16 protein-coding genes are annotated in these 19,791 nt (G+C 74.2%); 15 read left to right on the top strand and 1 reads right to left on the bottom strand.

Annotated elements, in window-relative coordinates:
* The first annotated feature begins 368 nt into the window (after nucleotides 1-368).
* From ABZ098_RS43790 to ABZ098_RS43725, 14 genes are all read left to right on the top strand, one after another.
* Nucleotides 369-911 (top strand): flavin reductase family protein, encoded by a 543-nt coding sequence (locus tag ABZ098_RS43790; RefSeq protein ID WP_356600479.1) that lies wholly within the window; start codon nucleotides 369-371, stop codon nucleotides 909-911.
* A 95-nt stretch (nucleotides 912-1,006) separates the two neighbouring features.
* Nucleotides 1,007-2,545, top strand: a complete 1,539-nt coding sequence (locus tag ABZ098_RS43785) for an FAD/NAD(P)-binding protein (protein ID WP_356600477.1) — start codon at nucleotides 1,007-1,009, stop codon at nucleotides 2,543-2,545.
* 50 nt (nucleotides 2,546-2,595) lie between these two features.
* On the top strand, nucleotides 2,596-3,408 hold the full coding sequence (locus tag ABZ098_RS43780; RefSeq protein ID WP_356600475.1) for a class II aldolase/adducin family protein: 813 nt from the start codon (nucleotides 2,596-2,598) through the stop codon (nucleotides 3,406-3,408).
* Nucleotides 3,409-3,530: 122 nt separating this feature from the next.
* Nucleotides 3,531-4,922 (top strand): class II 3-deoxy-7-phosphoheptulonate synthase, encoded by a 1,392-nt coding sequence (locus ABZ098_RS43775; protein WP_356600473.1) that lies wholly within the window; start codon nucleotides 3,531-3,533, stop codon nucleotides 4,920-4,922.
* A gap of 54 nt (nucleotides 4,923-4,976) precedes the next feature.
* Complete coding sequence (gene aroH, locus ABZ098_RS43770) at nucleotides 4,977-5,357, top strand: chorismate mutase (RefSeq protein ID WP_356600471.1); 381 nt, start codon at nucleotides 4,977-4,979, stop codon at nucleotides 5,355-5,357.
* Nucleotides 5,357-6,523: a prephenate dehydrogenase gene (locus ABZ098_RS43765; protein ID WP_356600483.1), complete on the top strand. Its 1,167-nt coding sequence runs from the start codon at nucleotides 5,357-5,359 to the stop codon at nucleotides 6,521-6,523. Before aroH ends, ABZ098_RS43765 begins: the two co-directional genes overlap by 1 nt.
* 187 nt (nucleotides 6,524-6,710) lie before the next feature.
* Nucleotides 6,711-7,895, top strand: a complete 1,185-nt coding sequence (gene aroC, locus ABZ098_RS43760; RefSeq protein WP_356600469.1) for a chorismate synthase — start codon at nucleotides 6,711-6,713, stop codon at nucleotides 7,893-7,895.
* A gap of 8 nt (nucleotides 7,896-7,903) precedes the next feature.
* Nucleotides 7,904-9,004, top strand: a complete 1,101-nt coding sequence (locus tag ABZ098_RS43755) for a 3-dehydroquinate synthase family protein (protein WP_356600467.1) — start codon at nucleotides 7,904-7,906, stop codon at nucleotides 9,002-9,004.
* Nucleotides 9,001-10,275 carry a transposase gene (locus tag ABZ098_RS43750; protein ID WP_356600465.1) on the top strand — a complete coding sequence of 425 codons (1,275 nt, stop codon included), beginning with the start codon at nucleotides 9,001-9,003 and terminating at the stop codon, nucleotides 10,273-10,275. Before ABZ098_RS43755 ends, ABZ098_RS43750 begins: the two co-directional genes overlap by 4 nt.
* 27 nt (nucleotides 10,276-10,302) lie before the next feature.
* Nucleotides 10,303-10,869, top strand: a complete 567-nt coding sequence (locus ABZ098_RS43745) for a hypothetical protein (protein ID WP_356600463.1) — start codon at nucleotides 10,303-10,305, stop codon at nucleotides 10,867-10,869.
* Nucleotides 10,866-11,816, top strand: coding sequence for a transaldolase family protein (locus tag ABZ098_RS43740; protein ID WP_356600461.1), 951 nt, complete (start codon nucleotides 10,866-10,868; stop codon nucleotides 11,814-11,816). The genes ABZ098_RS43745 and ABZ098_RS43740 overlap by 4 nt, the downstream gene beginning before the upstream one ends.
* Nucleotides 11,817-12,046: 230 nt before the next feature.
* The gene (locus ABZ098_RS43735) at nucleotides 12,047-12,985 is read left to right on the top strand and encodes a helix-turn-helix domain-containing protein (RefSeq protein ID WP_356600459.1); all 939 of its coding nucleotides are present in this window, start codon (nucleotides 12,047-12,049) and stop codon (nucleotides 12,983-12,985) included.
* On the top strand, nucleotides 12,982-16,737 hold the full coding sequence (locus ABZ098_RS43730) for an AMP-binding protein (RefSeq protein WP_356600457.1): 3,756 nt from the start codon (nucleotides 12,982-12,984) through the stop codon (nucleotides 16,735-16,737). Before ABZ098_RS43735 ends, ABZ098_RS43730 begins: the two co-directional genes overlap by 4 nt.
* Before the next feature lie 160 nt (nucleotides 16,738-16,897).
* On the top strand, nucleotides 16,898-17,122 hold the full coding sequence (locus tag ABZ098_RS43725) for a hypothetical protein (RefSeq protein WP_356600455.1): 225 nt from the start codon (nucleotides 16,898-16,900) through the stop codon (nucleotides 17,120-17,122).
* Between the two features lie 39 nt (nucleotides 17,123-17,161).
* On the opposite strand, the gene ABZ098_RS43720 is transcribed toward ABZ098_RS43725, so the two are convergent.
* Nucleotides 17,162-18,163, bottom strand: a complete 1,002-nt coding sequence (locus tag ABZ098_RS43720) for an LLM class oxidoreductase (protein WP_356600453.1) — start codon at nucleotides 18,161-18,163, stop codon at nucleotides 17,162-17,164.
* A 283-nt stretch (nucleotides 18,164-18,446) separates the two neighbouring features.
* On the opposite strand from ABZ098_RS43720, the gene ABZ098_RS43715 reads away from it, so the two are divergent.
* Nucleotides 18,447-19,673 (top strand): transposase, encoded by a 1,227-nt coding sequence (locus tag ABZ098_RS43715; protein WP_356600451.1) that lies wholly within the window; start codon nucleotides 18,447-18,449, stop codon nucleotides 19,671-19,673.
* Nucleotides 19,674-19,791: the final 118 nt, after the last annotated feature.

Here is a 19,791-nt window from a genome sequence, read left to right as displayed (position 1 = left end):
ATGAGGGTGCGTGCGCTGTAGGGGGAGATGCCCAGTTCGAGGCGGGCCTCGGCGAGTCGTTCGTAAGCTCCGTGGCGGCCGGTCCCCGAGGGGACCGGCCGTCTCATGTGGGGGGTCCCGGCGCGCGAACCCGGTGCGCGCGGGGGAGGCCGGGGCGGGAAACCGGGGAGCGTGATTCCGCAAGGGGCCGTGCGCGGGGCGGCAAATGGTGGATCGGGTCCGTTTCTACAGTCGCTGGCAGCGGATCGTTTCCTCGCTTTCGGACATCCGCGTTCGTCTCCCGTGCGCTCTGCCTCGGCCCGGGCGTCCCCGGTGACGCCGACCGCAGACTCCGCGCCGCATGTCTCACGTCCCGGAGAGGATCAACCATGGGCCAGGCCCCAGCGGACCAGACCACGGGTGCCGTCGACGCGCCGAGCGACCTGCGCGCCGTCATGCGCCACTTCGCGACCGGGGTGTGCGTCGTGAGCACGCACCGACAGGAACAGGGCGGTCGCCGGCACAGCGCGGTCACCGTCAACTCCCTCACCTCCGTGTCGCTCGAGCCGCCCCTGGTGTCGGTCAGTTTCCGCAGCGACTCCGGCTTCCTCACCGACCTGATGGAGGCCAGGGTCTGGGGCATCTCCATCCTCGACGGCGGCTCGGAGGACCTCGCCCGGCTCTTCGCCCGCCCGCGCGCCGAGCGCGACGAGGCGATACGCACCCAGCCCGCCGAACTCGGCATCCACACCGGCACGTTGCTCTTCGACGCCGCGGGCTGGATGGAGTGCCGTTACCGCGACCACGTGGTCGCCGGTGACCACGTCATGGTGATCGGCGAGGTCGTGGCCCTCGGCGCGCACGGCGGCACCCGATCCCCGCTGATCTTCCTCCAGGGCAGCTTCCACCGCTTCGAGCCCCCGCAGCCATGACCCCCGGCGCAACCGGCCTGCCGCAGGCACGCCCCCTGGTGAGGCCATCCGCCTCCTCGCCCCGAGCCGTCCGCATACCGATAGGTGACTGACACATGTCCTCTGGAATCTCGATCGGCGTCGTCGGCGGCGGCGCGGCTGCCGTCTGCCTGGTCGACGCCCTGGCCCGCAGCGAGGGCGACCCGGGCACCCTCACCGTGTTCGAGCCGTCGCCCCACCTGTGGCGCGGCCGGGCCTACCAGGTGGACACCGAGACGCTGCGCGTGAACGCGACCCCCGACGACATGTCCGTACGCGCCGGGGACCTGGGCCACTTCGAGCGCTGGCTCGAGACACGCGACCGCGTCACCGGCGTCTCGCAGGGCATCGACCGGATGTCGGGAGCCCGCTTCACACCCCGCCCGGTCTACGGCGAGTACCTGGAGCAGTCCGCGTACGCGGCCCTCGGTGAACTGCGGCGCAGGGGCTGGCGCGTCGACATCATCGGGGAGGCGGTCACCTCCGCCGCCCGGCTGCCCAACCAGGTGCTGCTGCGCACCGGCCCGGGATCCTCGCGCGCCTTCGACTACGCCGTCCTGTCCGTCGGCGGGGACAGCCCCAAGGACGTCTACGGCCTCGGCGGCATCCCCGGCTTCGTCGGGGACCCCTACCCGGTCTCCGGCACGCTCGAGGACATCGGCGAGGACGAGCACGTGGCCGTCATCGGCAGTGGCCTGACCGCCGTCGACATCGTGCTGTCCCTGGCAGCCCGGGGCCACCAGGGCCCGATCAGCCTGCTGTCGCGGCGCGGTGTGCTGCCGGGCGTACGGCAGCGGCCCGTCCACTTCGAACTGCGCCACCTGACGCCGGAGCGGATACGCACCACGGTCAGGGGACGGCGCGAGCTGGCCATCGAGGACGTCGCCGCGGTGATGCGGGCCGAGTTCCGCGACGCGGGCGCCGACCTGGACGCCGTCATCCACGAGATCCTCCGCGTCGACCTGGAGGACCCCGTCGACCGGCTGCGCCGCCAGATCGACGAGGTCGACTCGCCGCAGATGGGCCTGCGCATCCTGCAGCGCGCCGTGCCGGAGACCGGCCCCGACGTATGGCCGCTGCTGCGTGAGGAGGACAAGGTCCAGGTGCTGCGCGCCCACTACCGCACCATCATGAGCCTGTGCTGCCCGATGCCGCCGAGCAGCGCCGCCGTCCTGCTCGAACTGGTCGAGGCGGGGCAGCTGGAGATGTTCTCCGGCCTGCTCGACATCACCCCCGCCGACGAGGGCGGCTTCGACGTGCTCGCCGCCGACGGCACCAACTTCCGCGCCGACCGGGTGATCAGCGCCGTCAACGCCTCCGAGGGGCGCATCCCCACCAGCGCGCTGACCCTGGTCACCTCGCTGATCCGGGCCCGCGCGGCCAGCCGCCACCCGCACGGCGGGCTGCAACTGGCCCGCGCCACCAGCCGGCTCACCAGCAACGGCCGGCCCGACCCACGCCTGTACGGGCTCGGCAACATCGCCGCCGGAGCCCTGTTCTTCACCTTCGGCATCCCCTCCCTCGTCGACCGCAGCCAGGACATCGTCGCCGCGATCCTCGAGCACTCCGCCACCGTGAACGCCGCCCGCAGCGAGGCCGAACCGGTCGCCGCCTGACGGCACGCCGCCGCCGGGCCACCGCCACTCGAGGAAGGAACCACCCGCGCATGAGCACGACCGTCACCGAGCCCCGCCCCGCCTACCTGGCCGACACCGCCACCGGGCTGCCGATCCCCGGCGAGCCGCACTTCGCCACGTACGAGGAGGCCCGCCGGCACCGCAAGCAGCGGCTGGCCGCCGCCCTGAGACTGTTCGGCAAGTACGGGTTCGGCGAAGGCATATCCGGCCACATCTCCGTGCGCGACCCCGAGCACGAGGACCGCTTCTGGGTCAATCCCTTCGGCGTCTCCTTCAACCAGGTCCGCGTCGCCGACCTGATCTGCGTCGACTCCACCGGGCGCGTCGTCAGCGGCCGTCACCCGGTCAACCCCAGCGCCTTCGTGATCCACTCGCAGATCCACGAACTGCACCCCGGCGCCACCGCCGCCGCCCACGGCCACACCCCCCACTCCCGGGCCCTGGGCGCGCTGGGCCGGCTCCTGGAGCCCATCGACCAGGAGTCCGCCGCGTTCTACGGCCGCCAGGTCCTCTACGGCGACTACGAGGGCCCCTCCGTCTCGGTGGCCCAGGGCCGCGACATCGCCGAGAAGCTCGGCGACAACCGGGCCATCCTGCTGCGCCACCACGGTCTGATCACCGTGGGCGGCTCCCTGGACGAGGCCGTGCACTGGTTCTTCACCTACGACAGCTGCGCCCAGGTGCAGTTGCTCGCGCAGGCCGCGGGCACCCCGCAGACCTTCACGCACGAGCAGGCCCTGGCCGCCCGCGAGGGCTTCGGCAACGAGCAGCTGGGCTGGTTCAGCTTCCAGCTGCTGTGGAACGAGATCGTCGCCGAGCAGCCGGATCTGCTCGAGGAGTAGCCCGAGACGGGCTCCCGTGCCGCGAAGGCGCCGGTGCCCGTGGTCAGCAGAACCGGCGCCACGCCGCGGCCCGGGCCGGGCGGCCGGCCCCTTCCTTCCGTACGAGATTGAGGCCCACCCGCATGCATGCTGAGCACATCGTGACGTCCCCGGACTCCTGGAGCCGGCTGCCGGCCGCCCAACAGCCGGACTGGCCCGACCCCGACGCCCTGCGCGAGGTCGTCGCCGAACTGTCCGCCTACCCGCCGCTCGTCTTCGCGGGGGAGTGCGACCAGTTGCGGGGCCGGCTCGCCCAGGTCGCCCGCGGTGAGGCGTTCGTCCTGCAGGGCGGCGACTGCGCCGAGACCTTCGGCGCGGTCACCGCCGAGAAGGTCCGCGACAAGATCAAGACACTGCTGCAGATGGCCGCGGTCCTCACCTACGCCACTTCGGTGCCGGTGGTGAAGATCGGCCGCATCGCCGGCCAGTACTCCAAGCCCCGCTCCAAGCCCACCGAGGTGCGCGACGGCGTCGAACTGCCCGTCTACCGGGGCGACTCGGTCAACGGCCTGGAGTTCACCCCCGAGGCCCGCAGACCCGACCCCGAGCGGCTGAAGCGGATGTACCACGCCTCCGCCGCCACCCTCAACCTGATCCGCGCCTTCATCACCGGCGGCTACGCCGACCTGCGCCAGGTCCACGAGTGGAACCGGGACTTCGTCGCCAGCTCCCCGATCGGCGAGCGTTACGAGCACCTGGCCCGGGCCATCGACGACGCGCTGACGTTCCTCGCCGCCTGCGGCGCCGACCCCGGAGAGTTCCACTCCGCCGAGTTCTACTCCAGCCACGAGGCCCTGCTGCTCGACTACGAGTCGGCGCTCACCCGCACGGACTCGCGTACCGCGCTGCCGTACGACGTGTCCGCGCACATGATCTGGATCGGCGAGCGGACCCGTCAACTGGGCGGCGCACACGTCGAGTTCGCCTCCAAGGTGCGCAACCCCATCGGGGTCAAGCTCGGCCCGAACGTCACGCCCGACGACGCGCTGGCCCTCATCGACCGGCTCGACCCGGCCCGCGAGCCCGGACGGCTGACCTTCATCACCCGCATGGGCCGCGACAAGGTCCGCGACGTGCTGCCCGACCTCGTCGAGAAGGTCACCGGCTCCGGCGCCCAGGTCGTGTGGCTGTGCGACCCCATGCACGGCAACACCTTCGAGGCGCCCAGCGGACACAAGACCCGCCGCTTCGACGACGTACTGGACGAGGTCCGCGGCTTCTTCGAGGTGCACCACGCGCTGGCCACCCACCCCGGCGGCATCCACATCGAGCTGACCGGCGAGGACGTCACGGAGTGCATCGGGGGCGGCGACCACATCGCCGTCAGCGACCTGCACCAGCGCTATCAGACGGCCTGCGACCCGCGGCTGAACCGCTACCAGTCGCTCGACCTCGCCTTCCAGGTGGCCGAGCTGTACCGGGAGCGCAGCACCGTCCTGCGGCACGGCCGCGCCCCGATCGCCGCCGCGGCCTGAAGCCCACCACCTGCACCCACCACCGGCACCACCCGAACACACCGAAGAGGCGCCATGACGATGCGAGCAGTGCGCGGAGCGGTCCAGTTGGAGCGCGACGACCGGATCCACCTGCGGGACAGCGTCAAAACGCTGTTCCAGCAGATGCTCGACGCGAACGGACTGGTCCACGACGACCTGGTCAGTGTCATCTTCACCGCCACCCCCGACCTGCACAGCGACTTCCCCGCGGTCGCCGTGCGCGAACTCGGCCTGGCCGACGTGCCGTTGATGTGCGCGCAGGAACTCGACATCCAGGGGGCGCTGCCCCGGGTGGTCAGGATCCTCGCGCACGCCGACACCGAACGGTCCAAACCCGAGATCCGGCACGTGTACCTCGGGGGCGCGGTCGCGCTGCGCCAGGACCTGGCCGCGGCCGGAGGGGGCGCCGGATGATCCGCACCGCCGCAGTGGTGGGCACGGGCCTGATCGGCACCTCCATCGCGCTGGCCCTCACCCGGCACGGGGTGACCGTGTACCTGGCCGACGCGGACGAGTCCGCGGTGCGCACCGCCGCGGCGCTCGGCGCCGGTGTGGTCGGCACCCCGCCCGTGCCGGCCGACATCGCCGTGCTGGCGGTGCCGCCGGCCCGGATCGGTGCCGTCCTCGCCGAACAGCAGGCCCGCCTGCTCGCCCGCAGCTACACCGACGTGGCGAGCGTGAAGGGCGGACCGGAGCGGGAGGTCGCCGGCTGCGGCGTGGACCCGTCGGTCTTCATCGGCGGCCATCCCATGGCCGGGCGGGAACGCTCCGGCCCGCTGGCCGCCTGCGCCACCCTGTTCGAGGAGCGGACCTGGGTGCTCAGCCCGTCCCCGCACACCCGGCGCGAGACCCTCAACAAGGCGCTGGAACTGGTCGCCCTGTGCGGTGCGATCCCCGTCCTCATGGACAGCGAGGCACACGACCGGGCGGTCGCGGTGGTCTCCCACGCCCCGCATGTCGTGGCCGCGCTGGTGGCGGCCCGGCTGCAGCACCTGTCCGCCGACGCGGTACAGCTGGCCGGCCAGGGGCTGCGGGACGTGACCCGGATCGCCGAGGGCGACGTGACGCTGTGGGGCGACATCCTCGAGGCCAACGCGATGGCGGTCGCCGACGTGCTGGCGGAACTCGCCGAGGACCTCGACGTCACCGTGGCGGCGCTGCGGGGGCTGGCCGCCTGCAACGCCGACGAACGCGCCCAGGGCACGACCCTGCTGGCCGACCTGCTCGGCCGCGGGCTCGCCGGCCGCGGGGCCATCGCGGGCAAGCACAGCGCCGGCGACCTCACCTGCGTGCCGGTACGGGTCCTGATCGGGGACCAGCCGGGCGAGCTGGCGCGGCTGCTGGGCGCCGCCTCCGAACTCGGCGTCAACATCGAGGACATGTCCATCGACCACTCGCCGGGAAAACCCAGCGGTCTGGTCGAGCTGATGGTCGCCCCCACCGCCGCGCTGGGGATGGCACAGCAGCTGAAGGCCTGCGGCTGGCGGGTGCAGCGGGTCGCGGACCCGTCGGGTGCCCGCGCGACAGACCGGCCGCGCCAGGCCACCGCGCGCCGCACGAGCACGCGCACAGCGGCGTGACCCCCTCCGTCCGCCACGCGGGGCGGTGCGACGACGTCCCGCGTGGCGGGTTCCACCGAGCGGGACGTGGCTGCGGAGTCCCGCGCCCGGCATCCCCGTCGCAGCGTCACACCGCACCACCGGTACGCCCGCACCACCGCACCCGCGCCGGTTCGAACGCCCCGCACACCACACCGAAGGAACTGCATTGTCTGCTTTGCGATGGCTCACCGCCGGCGAGTCCCACGGGCCGGCCCTGACCGCCGTGCTCGAGGGGCTGCCGGCCGGTGTGCGGACCTCCACCGAACAGGTCGCCGACGCCCTCGCCCGCCGCCGTCTGGGGCACGGGCGCGGTGCCCGTATGAGGTTCGAACGCGACGAGGTGGCCTTCGTCGGCGGGATACGGCACGGCCGTACCCTCGGCAGCCCCCTCGCCGTCCGCGTCGGCAACAGCGAGTGGCCCAAGTGGGAGACCGTGATGGCCGCCGACGAGGTCTCCGCCGCCGAGCTGGCCGACCAGGCACGAGGTGCCCCCCTCACCCGCCCCCGCCCCGGCCACGCCGACCTGGCCGGCATGCAGAAGTACGGCTTCGACGACGCCCGGCCCGTCCTGGAGCGGGCCAGCGCCCGGGAGACCGCCGCCCGGGTCGCCCTGGGCAGCATCGCCGAGGCCTTCCTGCACCAGGCGTACGGGATCACCCTGGTCAGCCACGTCGTGGCGCTCGGTGGGCAGCACTCCGCCTCGCCCGCGCTGCCCGGCCCCGAGGACACCGAGCGGCTCGACGCCGACCCCGTGCGCTGCTTCGACGCCGCGGCGTCGGCGGCCATGGTCGCCGAGGTCGACCGGGCGCACCGCGCCGGGGACACCCTCGGCGGCGTCGTCGAGGTCCTGGTGCACGGCCTTGTGCCGGGCCTCGGCTCGCATGTGCACTGGGACCGCCGGCTGGACGCGCGCCTGGCCGGCGCCCTCATGGGCATCCAGGCCATCAAGGGAGTCGAGTTCGGGGCGGGCTTCGCGCTCGCCGACGTCCCCGGCTCCCAGGCGCACGACGAGATCGTCCCCGCCGGCGACGGCGTACGCCGCACCAGCGGCCGCTCCGGCGGTGTCGAGGGCGGTATCTCGACGGGCGAACTGCTGCGGGTGCGCGCCGCGATGAAGCCGATCGCCACCGTGCCGCGGGCCCTGGCCACCGTCGACGTGGCCACCGGCGAGGCCGCCGTGGCACACCACCAGCGCTCCGACGTGTGCGCGGTACCGGCCGCCGCGGTGGTCGCACAGGCCGTGACCGCCCTGGTGATCGCGGATGCCGCGCTGGAGAAGTTCGGCGGCGACAGCGTGCCGGAGACCGCCCGCAACCACCGCGCCTATCTCACCCACCTGGCCGTCAAATGAGGCATAACGTGAAATATCAGACGCATTCGTCTCACACTCCCACCACGGTGCGCGCGGCCGGCTCCACGCCGTATCCCGTCGTCGTCGGCAGTGGTCTGCACGAGCAGGTCGGGCGCATGCTCGGTGAGAAGGTGCTGCGGGTGGCGCTCGTCCACCCGCCGAAGCTGGCCGCGTCCGCCCACCGGATCGCCGGCGACCTCGAACGCCACGGCCGTCATGTGGTGCCGCTGGTGGTGCCGCCCGGGGAGGGCGCCAAGGACGCCGGCGTCCTCGTCTACCTGTGGTCGCAGCTCGCCGAGTCCGGCTTCACCCGCTCCGACGCCGTCGTCGCCCTCGGCGGTGGCGCCACCGCCGACCTCGCCGGCGTCCTCGCCGCCACCTGGCAGGGCGGCCTCCGCCTGGTCCTGGCCCCCTCCACCCCGGCGGCCATGGTCGACGCCGCGGTCGCCGGCCGCGGCGCCCTCAACATCCCGCAGGGCAAGAACCTGGTCGGCGTCCTGCACCGGCCGGCCGGCGTGGTGTGCGACCTGGATCTGCTCGCCCGGCTGCCGCGCGAGGACTACGTGAGCGGTCTCGCCGAGGTCGTCAAGGCGGGCCTGATCGGCGACCCCGCCCTCCTCGACCTGATCGAGGCCGACCCGCGGGCGGCCGCCGACCCGGCGGACGAGCGGGCCCGGGAGCTGATCGAGGGTGCGCTGCGCGCGAAGGCCTCCGTGCTCGCGGGGGAGTCGCCGGCTGAGGACGCCCGGGAGTTCCTCGACTACGGCCACACGCTCGCCCACGCCGTCGAACACGCGGAGAACTACCGCATCCGGCACGGTCACGCCGTGTCCATCGGCATGGTGTTCGCCGCCGAACTCGCCCGCGAGGCGGGGCGGCTCAACGCCGGGCACGTGGAGCGGCACCGGTCCGTGCTCGCCTCGCTGGGGCTGCCGACGTCCTACCCGCGCTACGCCTGGGAGCGGCTGCGCGCCGCGTTCGCCGTCGACGGGATGACCCGCGGCACCCGGCTCAGGTTCGTCGTCCTGGACGCGCCCGGCCGCCCCGGACTGCTTCAGGACCCCGCCCCCGAGCTGCTGAGCGCGGCCTACGCCCGGGTCGGCACATGAGCACCTCCGTCGCCCTGCGCGTCCCGCCCCGGCAGGACGCGCGACTGGGCGGTGACACCGGCGCCGGTCCGGTTCCCCCGGCCGGCCGGGGGAACCGGCCGACGAGCCTTCCCGGCCCTTCCGACGCCGTTCCCGCCACCGATCCGGTCGCCGACCTGTCCCGCCGGATGCTGCGCTCCCTCACCCGCAGCGACCAGCGGCGCAGCGGCGAGCTGTACATCCGGGGGCTGCTCGCCGCGACGGGGCGCAAGACCATCCGCAACATCGCCTCGCACACCGGGGTGCCGGCCGACGCCCAGCGGCTGCACCACTTCGTCAGCGACTCGACGTGGTGCTGGAGCCCGGTGCGCGGCGACCTCGCCCACCACCTGGGCCGCCTCGCACCGCCCCGGGCCTGGGTCGTGCACACCACCACCATGCCCCGTACCGGACGCGGCTGCGTGGGAGCCGACTACTTCGCCGACCCGCACACCGGACGGTCCGTCAACGCCCAGCGGGCCGTCGGGCTGTGGGCCGCCTCGGAGTGGGGCGGCTACCCGGTCGACTGGCACCTTCAGCTCACCCCCCGCTGGCTGGACGACGCCCCCCTGCGCGAGCGGGCCGGCATTCCCGCCGACACGGCCGCCGTGGACGGCGTCGGGGCCGGTCTCGAGATGGTCCTGGACACCGCCCCCGCCGCCGAGGCACCCCGGCCCCCGGTCGTGCTGGACGCCCGGCAGGCCCCGGCGGGCCGGGTCGCCGCCCTGCTCGGCGCCGGCGGCTTCCCCTACCTGGTGCGCATCAGCGCCTCACAGCTGCTGACCCCCCTGGCCGCCGACGGCCGCGGCACCGGACGTGTGGTCACCGCCCGGCAGCTGGCCGGCGGCCTGGCGCCGCGCCGCTTCAGCCGGGTGCGCGCCCCCGACTCGGGGGCGGGCCACCGCGAGGTCGCCCGGGTGCCGTGCCAGACGGCCGACACCCCGCCCGGACCGCGCCGCCGGCAGCTGCTGCTGGCGCAGAAGGACCCGCTCAGCCCGCAGCACACCGCCTTCTGGCTCACCGACCTGACCACCCTGCCCACCGGTGCCCTGGTGCGGCTGGCCGCCGCCCCGGCGCTGCTCGCCCAGGACGTGACCGTGACCGGCCGCCAAGCCGGCCTGTACGACTTCGAGGGCCGCACCTTCGCCGGCTGGCACCGCCACATCACGCTCGCCTCGGTGGCCCATGCCGCCGCCCTCCTGCTTCGCTCCGGGGGCCGCAGCGGGCCCCCGCCGGCCGGCACCACCCGCTGAACGTCGGTCCCGTCCGAGGAAGGAACCATGACCGCAGCGCTCACCGAGTACACCGAGTACGACGACGTCCGCCGGTCCCGCACGGCCCGCGGCGATGCCGGCCGCCGGTCCGTCGACGTGGCGCGCGCCCCGGCCGCCGACGCGGTGGAGGCGACCGGTCACGGTCACCCCGGGACCACGCCCGCGCACCCCGAGCACGGGCACACGCCCGGCCTGGAGAAGACCTTCGACCACACGATCCGGCACGCGATCCGGGTCCTCGCCTGCGACGGGGACCCGCAGCAGGGGGTGAGCCATGAGGCGAGTTCGCCGGCAGGGCACCGACAGCCCGGCAACCTGGTTGTGCTCCGGGACGACCACCCAATCCCCAGCGAGGACGCCCCCTCCGCCGCCGTGCCGAAGGACGTCCTGGTCCGCTGCCGGGCGTGCGGCTGTCAGGTGCAGCAGGTGGACCGGACGGCCTGCGGGACCTGCACCGAGGACGCCGAGGCACTGCACCGGGCGCTGAGCGCGGCCCGGCGGGAGACGAGCCGGTCCTTGCTGCCGTGCCTGGAGTGGTTCGACGAGCAGGACCGGCGCGGGGGCCGACGATGACCGCCGCTGTGCTCACCGCGTCCGCCGCCCGGGACGCCGTCCGGGACGCGGCCGCCGACGGTCCGCTCGACGGGTTGCTGCACGCACACGGCGCCGGCACCGCCACGGAGACCACCGCGGTGCCGTATCCGGAGTACGACGCCCATCTGCGCAGCCTGGCCCGGCGTGGACGACCGGTCGCCGAGGCGGTCGCCGAACTGGTCGCCCACGGTGCGCGCCGGGCCGCGGACCGGCTGCGCCCCCGCTACGAGGCCTCCGGGCGCGCCGACGGCCATGTCTGCGCCGCCGTCCCCGACACCCTGGCCCATGATCCCGCCGCCGCCGTCGCGGGGGCGCGCGCCCTGCACGGCGCCGTCGGCCGGCCCAACCTGATGATCCGCATCCCGGCCACCGAGCGGGGCCTGGCGGCGATCACCGCGTGCTTGTCCGAGGGCATCGGGGTGCACGCCGTGTCCGTCGTGTCGCTGGAGCGGTACGCCGGTCTCGTCGACGCCTTCCTGACCGGGCTGGAGCGGGCCGCGGGCGCCGGCCTCGACCCGGCCGCCGTCCCCTCGGCCGTCTCCCTGGCGGCCGCCGGACTGGACGGGACGGCCGGCCTGCGCCCCGGTGAGCCGGGAGAGGGCGCGGACGCCGACGGTCCGGCGGGCCTGGCGGCCGCCACCGTGCATCTGGCGTGCCGGATGCACGAGGAGATCCACGCGTCACAGCGCTGGCGTGCGCTCGCCCGGCAGGGCGCCCGCCCGCACCGGTTGCTGTGGGACGTCCCGCCCGGGGCGCACGGGCACGGCGACGAGCGGGCCTGGCGGATCCTCGACGCGCTGCCCTCGTACGGCATCTGCTACCGGGAGCTGACCGCCGCCGCGGAGGCGGCCGACCTGGCCCGATCGGCCCGCCGCCAGCGGCGGACCGCCCACCGGATCGGAGCCGCCCTCAACGGCTGCCTGTGAACGGCTGCCTGTGACGCACCAGACGTGCAGGGCCTTGGGCGAGAACGCGCCAGTCGCGTTCTCGCCCCTTCTGTGTCCCGGACTGTTCGAACGTGTGTGGCGTTGCGTGTCATCGAACCCTCCGATATGACTGCGATACCAGCATGCGGGTATGTTTTCCTGGCGGAGTGACGGAACGCCCGCACTGGTGGCCGGTTTCCGTCCCGGACGCACGGATGGAGGTTCATGCGGTGTCACGACTCGACGAGCTGAAGCCGGCGCCTGCCCCGGCCGGGCCGGCTCCCGTCGGCCGCGGCGGGGTGCAGATCGTCAGGGAGCACGACGAGCCGCTCGACGGGACCACCAGGACCCACCAGTTCGGCGGGGTGCGGGTGTCCCTGGTCAAGGGGGACGGCCCCAGGGAACTGATCCGGCCGAGCCGGCAGATCGGCGCGCCCACGGCGGGCTGCCTGCGCGTCATTCGGCCGCTGACCGGCTCCGTCTGGGTGTTCCAGGACGGCAGGCACGGGACCGTACGCGCCCCGCAGCTCGTCTGCTTCGACAGCACCCGCCCCTACAAGGTGGTCATGCCGGAGAACTTCCGCCTGGTCGACATCATGGTCAGGCACCACCTGGTGGGCCTGACCGCCCCCGAGGCCGAGCCCCTGACGGCCCGGCCGTGGTCCGGCGCCGAGGGACTGGCCGCCCTGCTGTCCTCCCTGCTGGAGGGGCTCGGCCGGCACGGCAGGGAGGTGGAGACCGCGGTCGACCTGCTCGGCGGCAGCGTCGTGGGACTGACCGCGGCGCTCTTCGCGGAGCGCATGCGCGAGGTCTGCGAGGACTCGCAGGTCGCCCGCCAGACGCTGATGCTGCACATCCAGGCCTACGTCCGCGAGCAACTGGCCGAGCCGTCTTTGAGCCCGGTGACGATCGCCCGCCGGCACAACATCTCGCTGCGCTACCTGCAGAAGATCTTCCAGGAGCACGGCATCAGCCCCGCCCGCTGGATCCGTGACGAGCGGCTGTCCCGCTGCCGTACCGAACTCGCCGACCCCTCCCTGGACCACCTGCCCGTCGCGCTGATCGGGGAGCGGGCCGGGCTGTACGGGGCGTCCCACTTCAGCCGCCTCTTCCGCGACCGCTACGGCATCACCCCCCGCGACTACCGCAGGGAGCGTGGTGGCTCATGACCGGCGCGGACCTCTCACTGCTGGACGGCGGGCCTGTCCCCGACCCGGAGTGCGGCACGCTCGGCAACGCGCTGATACGGGCCGCGCTCGCCCCCGACAGCCAGGGCCTGTGCTTCGTCGGCGCCGACGGCGGCGAGAAGCGGTGGAGCTACGCGCGGCTCCTCCAGGAAGCGGCCCGCACGCTCGCCGGAATGCGGGAGGCCGGGGTGCGCCCCGGGGAACGGGTCGTCCTGCACATCGCCGACGAATCCGAGCTGCTGGCCGTGTTCTGGGCATGCGTGCTGGGCGGATTCGTCCCACTGCTCGTCGGCACCGGCGCCACCCCCGCCGCCCGCGACGCCGCACCCGGCCTGCTCGACGCGGTGTGGAAGCGCTACGGCCGACCCCGCGTCGTCACCGGCCGGGGACAGCCGGTCCTCGCGGCCACCCGGGCCCACCCCAGCTGGGCCAGGTCCTGGCTCGGCCACCCGGGCCGCCTGCGCGCCGCCGACCCCGACCACCACCGCTACCCGGCCCGCCCCGACGACCTGGCGGCCCTGCTGCTCACCTCCGGCTCCACCGGAGTGCCCAAGGCCGTGATGCTCACCCACCGCAACATCCTCAGCCGCAGCGCGGCCACGGCCCGCGCCAACGGGCTCAGTGAGGCGACCCGCACCGTCAACTGGATGCCGCTGGACCACGCCGGCGGACTGCTGCTGTTCCACGTGAGGGACGTCTACCTCGGCGCCTACCAGGTGCACGCCCGCCTGGACTGGGTCCTCGGCGACCCGCTGCGCTGGCTCGCCCTCGTCGACCGGCACCGGGCCTGCACCACCTGGGCGCCCAACTTCGCCTTCTCCCTCGTCAACGACCAGGCGCACCGGCTCCCCGGCCGGGACTGGGACCTGAGCTGCCTGCGTTACCTCATGAACGGCGGGGAGCCGGTGCACGCCTCGGTGGTCCGGCGCTTCATGGAACTGCTCGCCCCCCTCCGCCTGCCCGGGGACGCGATGTTCCCCGGCTGGGGCATGTCCGAGACGGCGGCCGGCGTCGTCGACTGCAGGCTGTCCGACCTGGACACCGCCGACGGGCGCTACGTCCCCGTCGGGCGCCCCCAGCCGGGCACCGTCGTGCGCTGCGTCGACGACCGCGGCGAGCTCGTCCCCGCCGGCACCGTGGGACACCTCCAGGTGAGCGGGCCCTCGGTGACCCTCGGCTACCTCGACGACGCCGAGCACACCCGCGACTGCTTCACCGCGGACGGCTGGTTCCGCACGGGCGACCTGGCGTTCGTCGAGGACGGCCTCCTCACCGTCACCGGCCGCGCCGACGACCTCGTCGAGTGCGGCGGCGTGCGCTGCCACAGCCACGAGATCGAGGCCGCGGTGGAGGAACTCGACTTCGTCACCCCGTCCCACACCGTGGCCTGCCCGGTCACCGGCACCGCCGGTGAGGAGCTCGCCGTCTTCTACCACCCGCGGCCCGGCACCGCGCAGGGCGTGGCGGAGGCCGCCATCCGGGCCCGCGTCGCCGACCGCCTCGGCCTGCACATCGCCCGTGTCGTCGCGGTGAGCACCGGGGACGTCCCGAGGACGGGCATCGGCAAACTCCGCAGATCCCGGATGCGGCAGTGGTACGAAACGCGGGGAACCCACGGCGCCGGCCACCGCATGCGGCCCGGACAGTCCGCCGATCAGACCGACGGGAAACGTTTCGGCCCGCCCGCCGGGCCCGCCGTACGGGAAAGGCCCGCCGCGCGGGCAGGGAAAGGAGAGGACGTCATGAACGACACCGCCCGGGCCGCCGCGGACGGCGATGCGCTGCGGATCGGGGTGCTCGGCCCGCTGGAGATCCGCGCGCAGGGGCAGGACCGCACACCCACCGCGCCGATGGCCCGGCGCGCGCTGGCGGTGCTGCTGCTCAACGCCAACCGCCTGGTGTCCACCTCGGCCCTGATCGAGGAGCTGTGGGAGTCCGACCCGCCGCGCCTGGCCCGCAAGACCGTGCAGACGTACGTCTACCAGATGCGCAAGGCGCTGCGCTGCCCCGTGGACCCGAGCGACCGCGTGCAGACCGGCCCGGGCGGCTACCGGATCCATCTGCGGCCGGGCGAACTGGACCTGTGGGAGTTCGAACACCAGGTCACGCGCGCCCGCACCGCGCTGAGCGAGGGCGATCCGCGCACCGCCGCCGCACTGCTGCGCCAGGCGCTCGCGCTGTGGCGCGGCGACCCCTTCGCCGGGCTGGAGACCGGACCGCTGCTCGCCGCGCAGATCGCGCAGATCGCCGACTCCCGGCTCGGCGCGCTGGAGCTGCGCATCACCGCGGACCTGCAACTCGGCCGCCACCGCGGACTGGTGGGGGAACTGCAGCAGCTCACCGCGGACCACCCCTTCAACGAGGAGTTCGCCGCGCAGCTGATGCTCGCCGGACACCGCTCCGGGCAGCGGGCCACGGCCCTTGAGGCGTTCGCACGGCTGCGCCGCCGGCTCGTCGACGAACTGGGCATCGAACCGTCCGAACGACTGCAGAAGCTGCAGCAGGACGTGCTGAACGAGGCGCTGCCCCAGCCGGTGGCGGTGCCCGCCGCCCCCGCCGCGGCCCCGGCCGCCGCGCAGGGGTCGACCACCGCCCCCACGGGTGAACCCGCCGGGACACCTCGACGAGGCGTCCGCGGCCGACTGCCCCTGGACATCCCGGACTTCACCGGCCGCACCAGGCAACTGGCCGAGCTGACCGCCCTCGCGGGCGAGGACGGCGACGGACAACGGGCGGACGGCGGGGCGCAAGGTGAGGGCCCGCGCGTCGTCGTAGTGCTGGGACCGGCCGGAGTGGGCAAGACCGCGCTCGCCGTGCACGCGGCGCACCGGCTGGCCGAGCGGTTCCCGGACGGGGTGCTGCACGCCCGGCTGCACGACGGCGACGACCGCCCCCGTTCGGCGGCCGACGTGCTGCGCGCGCTGCTGCGGGACCGCGGTGAGGAGCCGGCGACGCTGCCCGAGGACACCGACGAACTCGCCGGGATGTTCCGCGCGTTCAGCGCCGGGCGGTCGCTGCTGGTGCTTCTGGACGACGCCGCGAGCACCGACCAGGTGCTGCCGCTGCTGCCGGCCGACGAGGCGAGCCTGGTGCTGGTGACCTCCCGGGTCCGGCTGCCCGGCCTGCCCGGCGCCCGACCCCTGTCGCTGGGGCCGCTGTCGGCCCGGGACGCGGCCGACTTCTTCGCGCGCGTCGCCGGACCCGAGCGCATCGCCGGCGAGCCGGGCGCGCTCGGCGAGGTGACGGAGCTGATGGGCAACTTCCCGCTCACCCTGCGCGCCGTGGGCGAGAAGTTCGCGGCCCGCCCCATGTGGACGCTTCCCGCCCTGGCTCTCGGACTGGTGGACGACGGCAACCTGGCGGCGGAACTGCACGACGAGGCCTGCGACGTGCTGGCCCGGGCGGCCGGTGCCGTCGCCCGGCTGCCCGGACCGCTGCGCCGGGCGCTGGCCCTGCTGGCGGCGGCCGGGGCGGCCTCCTTCGACATGGAACGGGCCCGGCGGTTGCTGGCCGGCGACGCCTGGTCCGTCCAGTCCCTGGTGGGGCAACTGCTCGACCACCACGTCCTGGTCAAGGCGGACCGACCCGACCCCACCGTCCTCGCGTTCCGGGTGCCGGACCTGATCCGGCTGGCACTGCCGTCCCCCGACGACGCGGAACTGCACGTGCTGCCCGGCGCCGACCGCGAGCTCGGCGGCCGCTCCGTCGCGGGGGTGCTGACCGCCGCGGGGTGAGCGTCACGCGGGCGCGCCTCCCGGTGGGGGGCGCGCTGTGCGGTGCGGTGGTTCCACGGCGGAGCCAGGCCGTTGGTCGGGGCTTCACCCCGCCTGGACCGGCCGGGCCGACGCTGGCCGTGGGCGGTCCGGTACGGATCGCCGAAGGTGAGGAGGCGGTATGCGGCGCGAAGAGCACGAGGGGATACCGGCCCGCTGGCTGATGGTGCCCGCGGGAGTGGAGATAGACCTCGACCCGCCGTGCGGGGCCGTTCGGCCCGCCGGGCGGCGCCCGGGAGAGGAGTACACCGCACGGCACGCGGCGCTCTGCCGCCGCTGCGGCGCACCGCAGAGCGACGGCGGGGCAGCACGACACCACGGCACGCAGCAGCACTCCGGCTCCTGAGAGCCCGTCGCCCCCGCCCCCGTCACCCGGCCCCGTGTCTCAGGCGACGGATACCGCCGATGCCTGCTCGTGTGCCTGGTGCGCGGGGAAGTGGGGCAGGACGTACTCGGCGAGCTCCTGAAGCACCTCGTCGGCCGGCCTGCGTCCGTACTTGAGGTTCAGCACGACATGGTGCACGCCGGCTTCCCGCAGCCCCTCCAGATGGCTGCGCAGATAGCGCCGCCCGGTGCGGTAACCGAGGTGGATGGCGCTGGGGCGGGCGTCGGGGCGCTCCACGAGATCGAGGTAGAGCGACTGCGAGAACGGCTTGCGGGGCTCTCCCGCCTCGTGCACCGCCTTCTGCCACACGGCCGTCGTCCGGCGCTGCTGGATCAGCGGTCGCGGGTACATGAGCCACCCGTCGGCGTGCTCGGCGATCCACGGCACGCTCTGCCGGCTGTGCCCCGTCACCAGGACGGGGATGGTGCCGCCGGAGGGCCTGGGCAGCACGCCCGCGTCGCGGAAGGCACCGTAGCGTGAGTCGACGGCCGGGAAATCCTCCGTCCACAGACGTCGAAGCGTGGAGACGGCGGTACGGAACAGCACCCCGCTGTCGTCGCGGTCCAGTCCGTAGGCGGGGAACTCCACGCCCCGGTCCCCGGTGGCCGCGCCCAGCACCAGCCGCCGGCCGCTGAGCAGGTCCAGCGAGGCGGCGGACTTCGCGGTGTCGATGGGGTTGCGCAGCGGCAGCACGGTGGAGCCGGTGGCCAGCGCGATGCGCGAGGTGTGCGCCGCGATGTGGCTCAGCCAGACCCACGGGTCGTACATCTGCCCCGCGTCGCCGAACGTCGGATCCAGCAGCGGGATGTCACGCACCCACAGGGCCGCGAACCCCGCGCGCTCCGCCCGGACGGCGCGCTCGGTCTGCTCCGCGACGTCCATCCGGGCCACCGGACCGTCGTACGACTCCAGCGGGAAGAACACGCCCAGGGTCAGGGCACCGGGGCGGAACATGCGCGCGTATCCGGGCCGCGACGCGAACCGGGAGTCGAAGCAGGACATACGGCCTCCAAAAGTGTTCGCCCACCGCGGCGGGGCCACGATCCACCCCGCCGCGGTGAGCGAACGCACCGACACCATCTCCATCCGCCACCGTAGGCGCCGCCCGCCTCCCCGCCTGCCCCAACCGCGCACCGAACCTGGCCGCTCCGCGCACCCCACTGCCTCGGCCCCGCCCGCTCCTCGCCTGCGGCCTGCGCCTTTCCCGTGCCTTGGTCTGCCCTTGGACGCCCGGTCCGAGGCTGCCTGAGCAAGGCGTCGGGACCGAGTGGCGAGGTGGGATGGGATGCAGATCAGGCTGCACAGGCGCACCATGCAAGGCGAGGTGCTGCGCCCGGCGCGGGGGACGTCTCCGGAGAGCGTGCTGGAGGAACTGAGCTCGGTGCTCTTCGAGTCCCTGCCCCGCAGCGACCAGCGGCGCCGGGGCATGGAGTACGTACAGGGCCTGCTCGGTGTCGAGGGCCGCAAGTCGATACGGAACATCTCCTCGCTGTTCGGCGGGGAGGCGGCGGAGCAGAGCCTGCACCACTTCATCAGCGGCTCCACCTGGGACTGGAGCCCCGTCCGCCGCGCCCTGGCCCATCACCTGGAGGAGATCTCCCCGGCCCGCGCCTATGTGCTGCGGCCGATGGTGATACCCAAGGCCGGCGACAGCTCGGTCGGCGTGGACCGCCGCTTCGACCCCAGCCGCGGCCAGATGACGAACGCGCAGCAGGCCGTGGGCGTGTGGGCGGTGTCCGAGGAGCACAGCACTCCCGTCAACTGGCGCCTGCACCTGCCCGAGACCTGGCTGGAGGACGCCACCCGGCGCCGGCAGGCCTCGATCCCGGAGAGCGCCTCGCCCGAGAGCATGGACCAGTGCTGCGTGGAGGCCTACCTCGGCATCACCCGCGACTGGGGCCTGCCGACCCGCCCCGCCGTCATGGACGCGCGCGAGGCAGACGTCACGAGCATCGTGCGCCAGATGCAGGCCGCGGGCGCGCCGATGCTGCTGCGCGTCAGCGCCAACCTGCGGCTCTCCGCGATCGACCCGGGTCTTCCCCGCAGCACCGCCGAGACGGAGATGACGGCACACCAGCTGATGATGATGGCCCGCCCGCTGCGTCAGCCGGTCATCCAGCGCAAGCCGGGCCCGGGCGGCGGCGCCGTGCACGCCGGCCTGACCGCGGCCGTCCGGGTGCGGCTGCCCCGGCGCGCCTCCCGCCGCCCCTCCGGGGCCCGCGACCTGCTGCTGCTCGGCGTCGGGGAGAACGGCAGGCGCTGGCCGGGCGAGCTGTGGCTGACCGACATCACCGATCTGCACCCCGCCCAGCTGCTGCGGCTGAGCCGGCTGACCCAGCGCGTGGAGCAGGACTTCGCCCAGATCGCGGAGCGGGTGGGCATACGGGACTTCTCCGGGCGCTCCTTCAGCGGCTGGCACCGTCACGCCACCCTCGCCTCGGCCGCCCACGCCGTCGCGATCCTGTCCGGCACGGCCGAACCGCTGACGGAGGTGGCCCGGGCAACCGCGTGAGCGCCGGGGGCGGCGCAGTGTACGGACGCGGCAGGGGCCTGTCAGGGCTCCCGCCGCCCCTTGTGTCAGCTCCGGGGACGGCCCGGCCGGTGAGCTGACGGACTCTGCACGGCAGCTG

Origin of the sequence: Streptomyces sp. NPDC006335 (assembly GCF_040612795.1) — a bacterium.
Classification (GTDB): Bacteria; Actinomycetota; Actinomycetes; order Streptomycetales; family Streptomycetaceae; genus Streptomyces.
The sequence above is the reverse complement of the archived record's forward strand: the minus strand, read 5'-3'. Positions and strand labels throughout refer to the sequence as shown.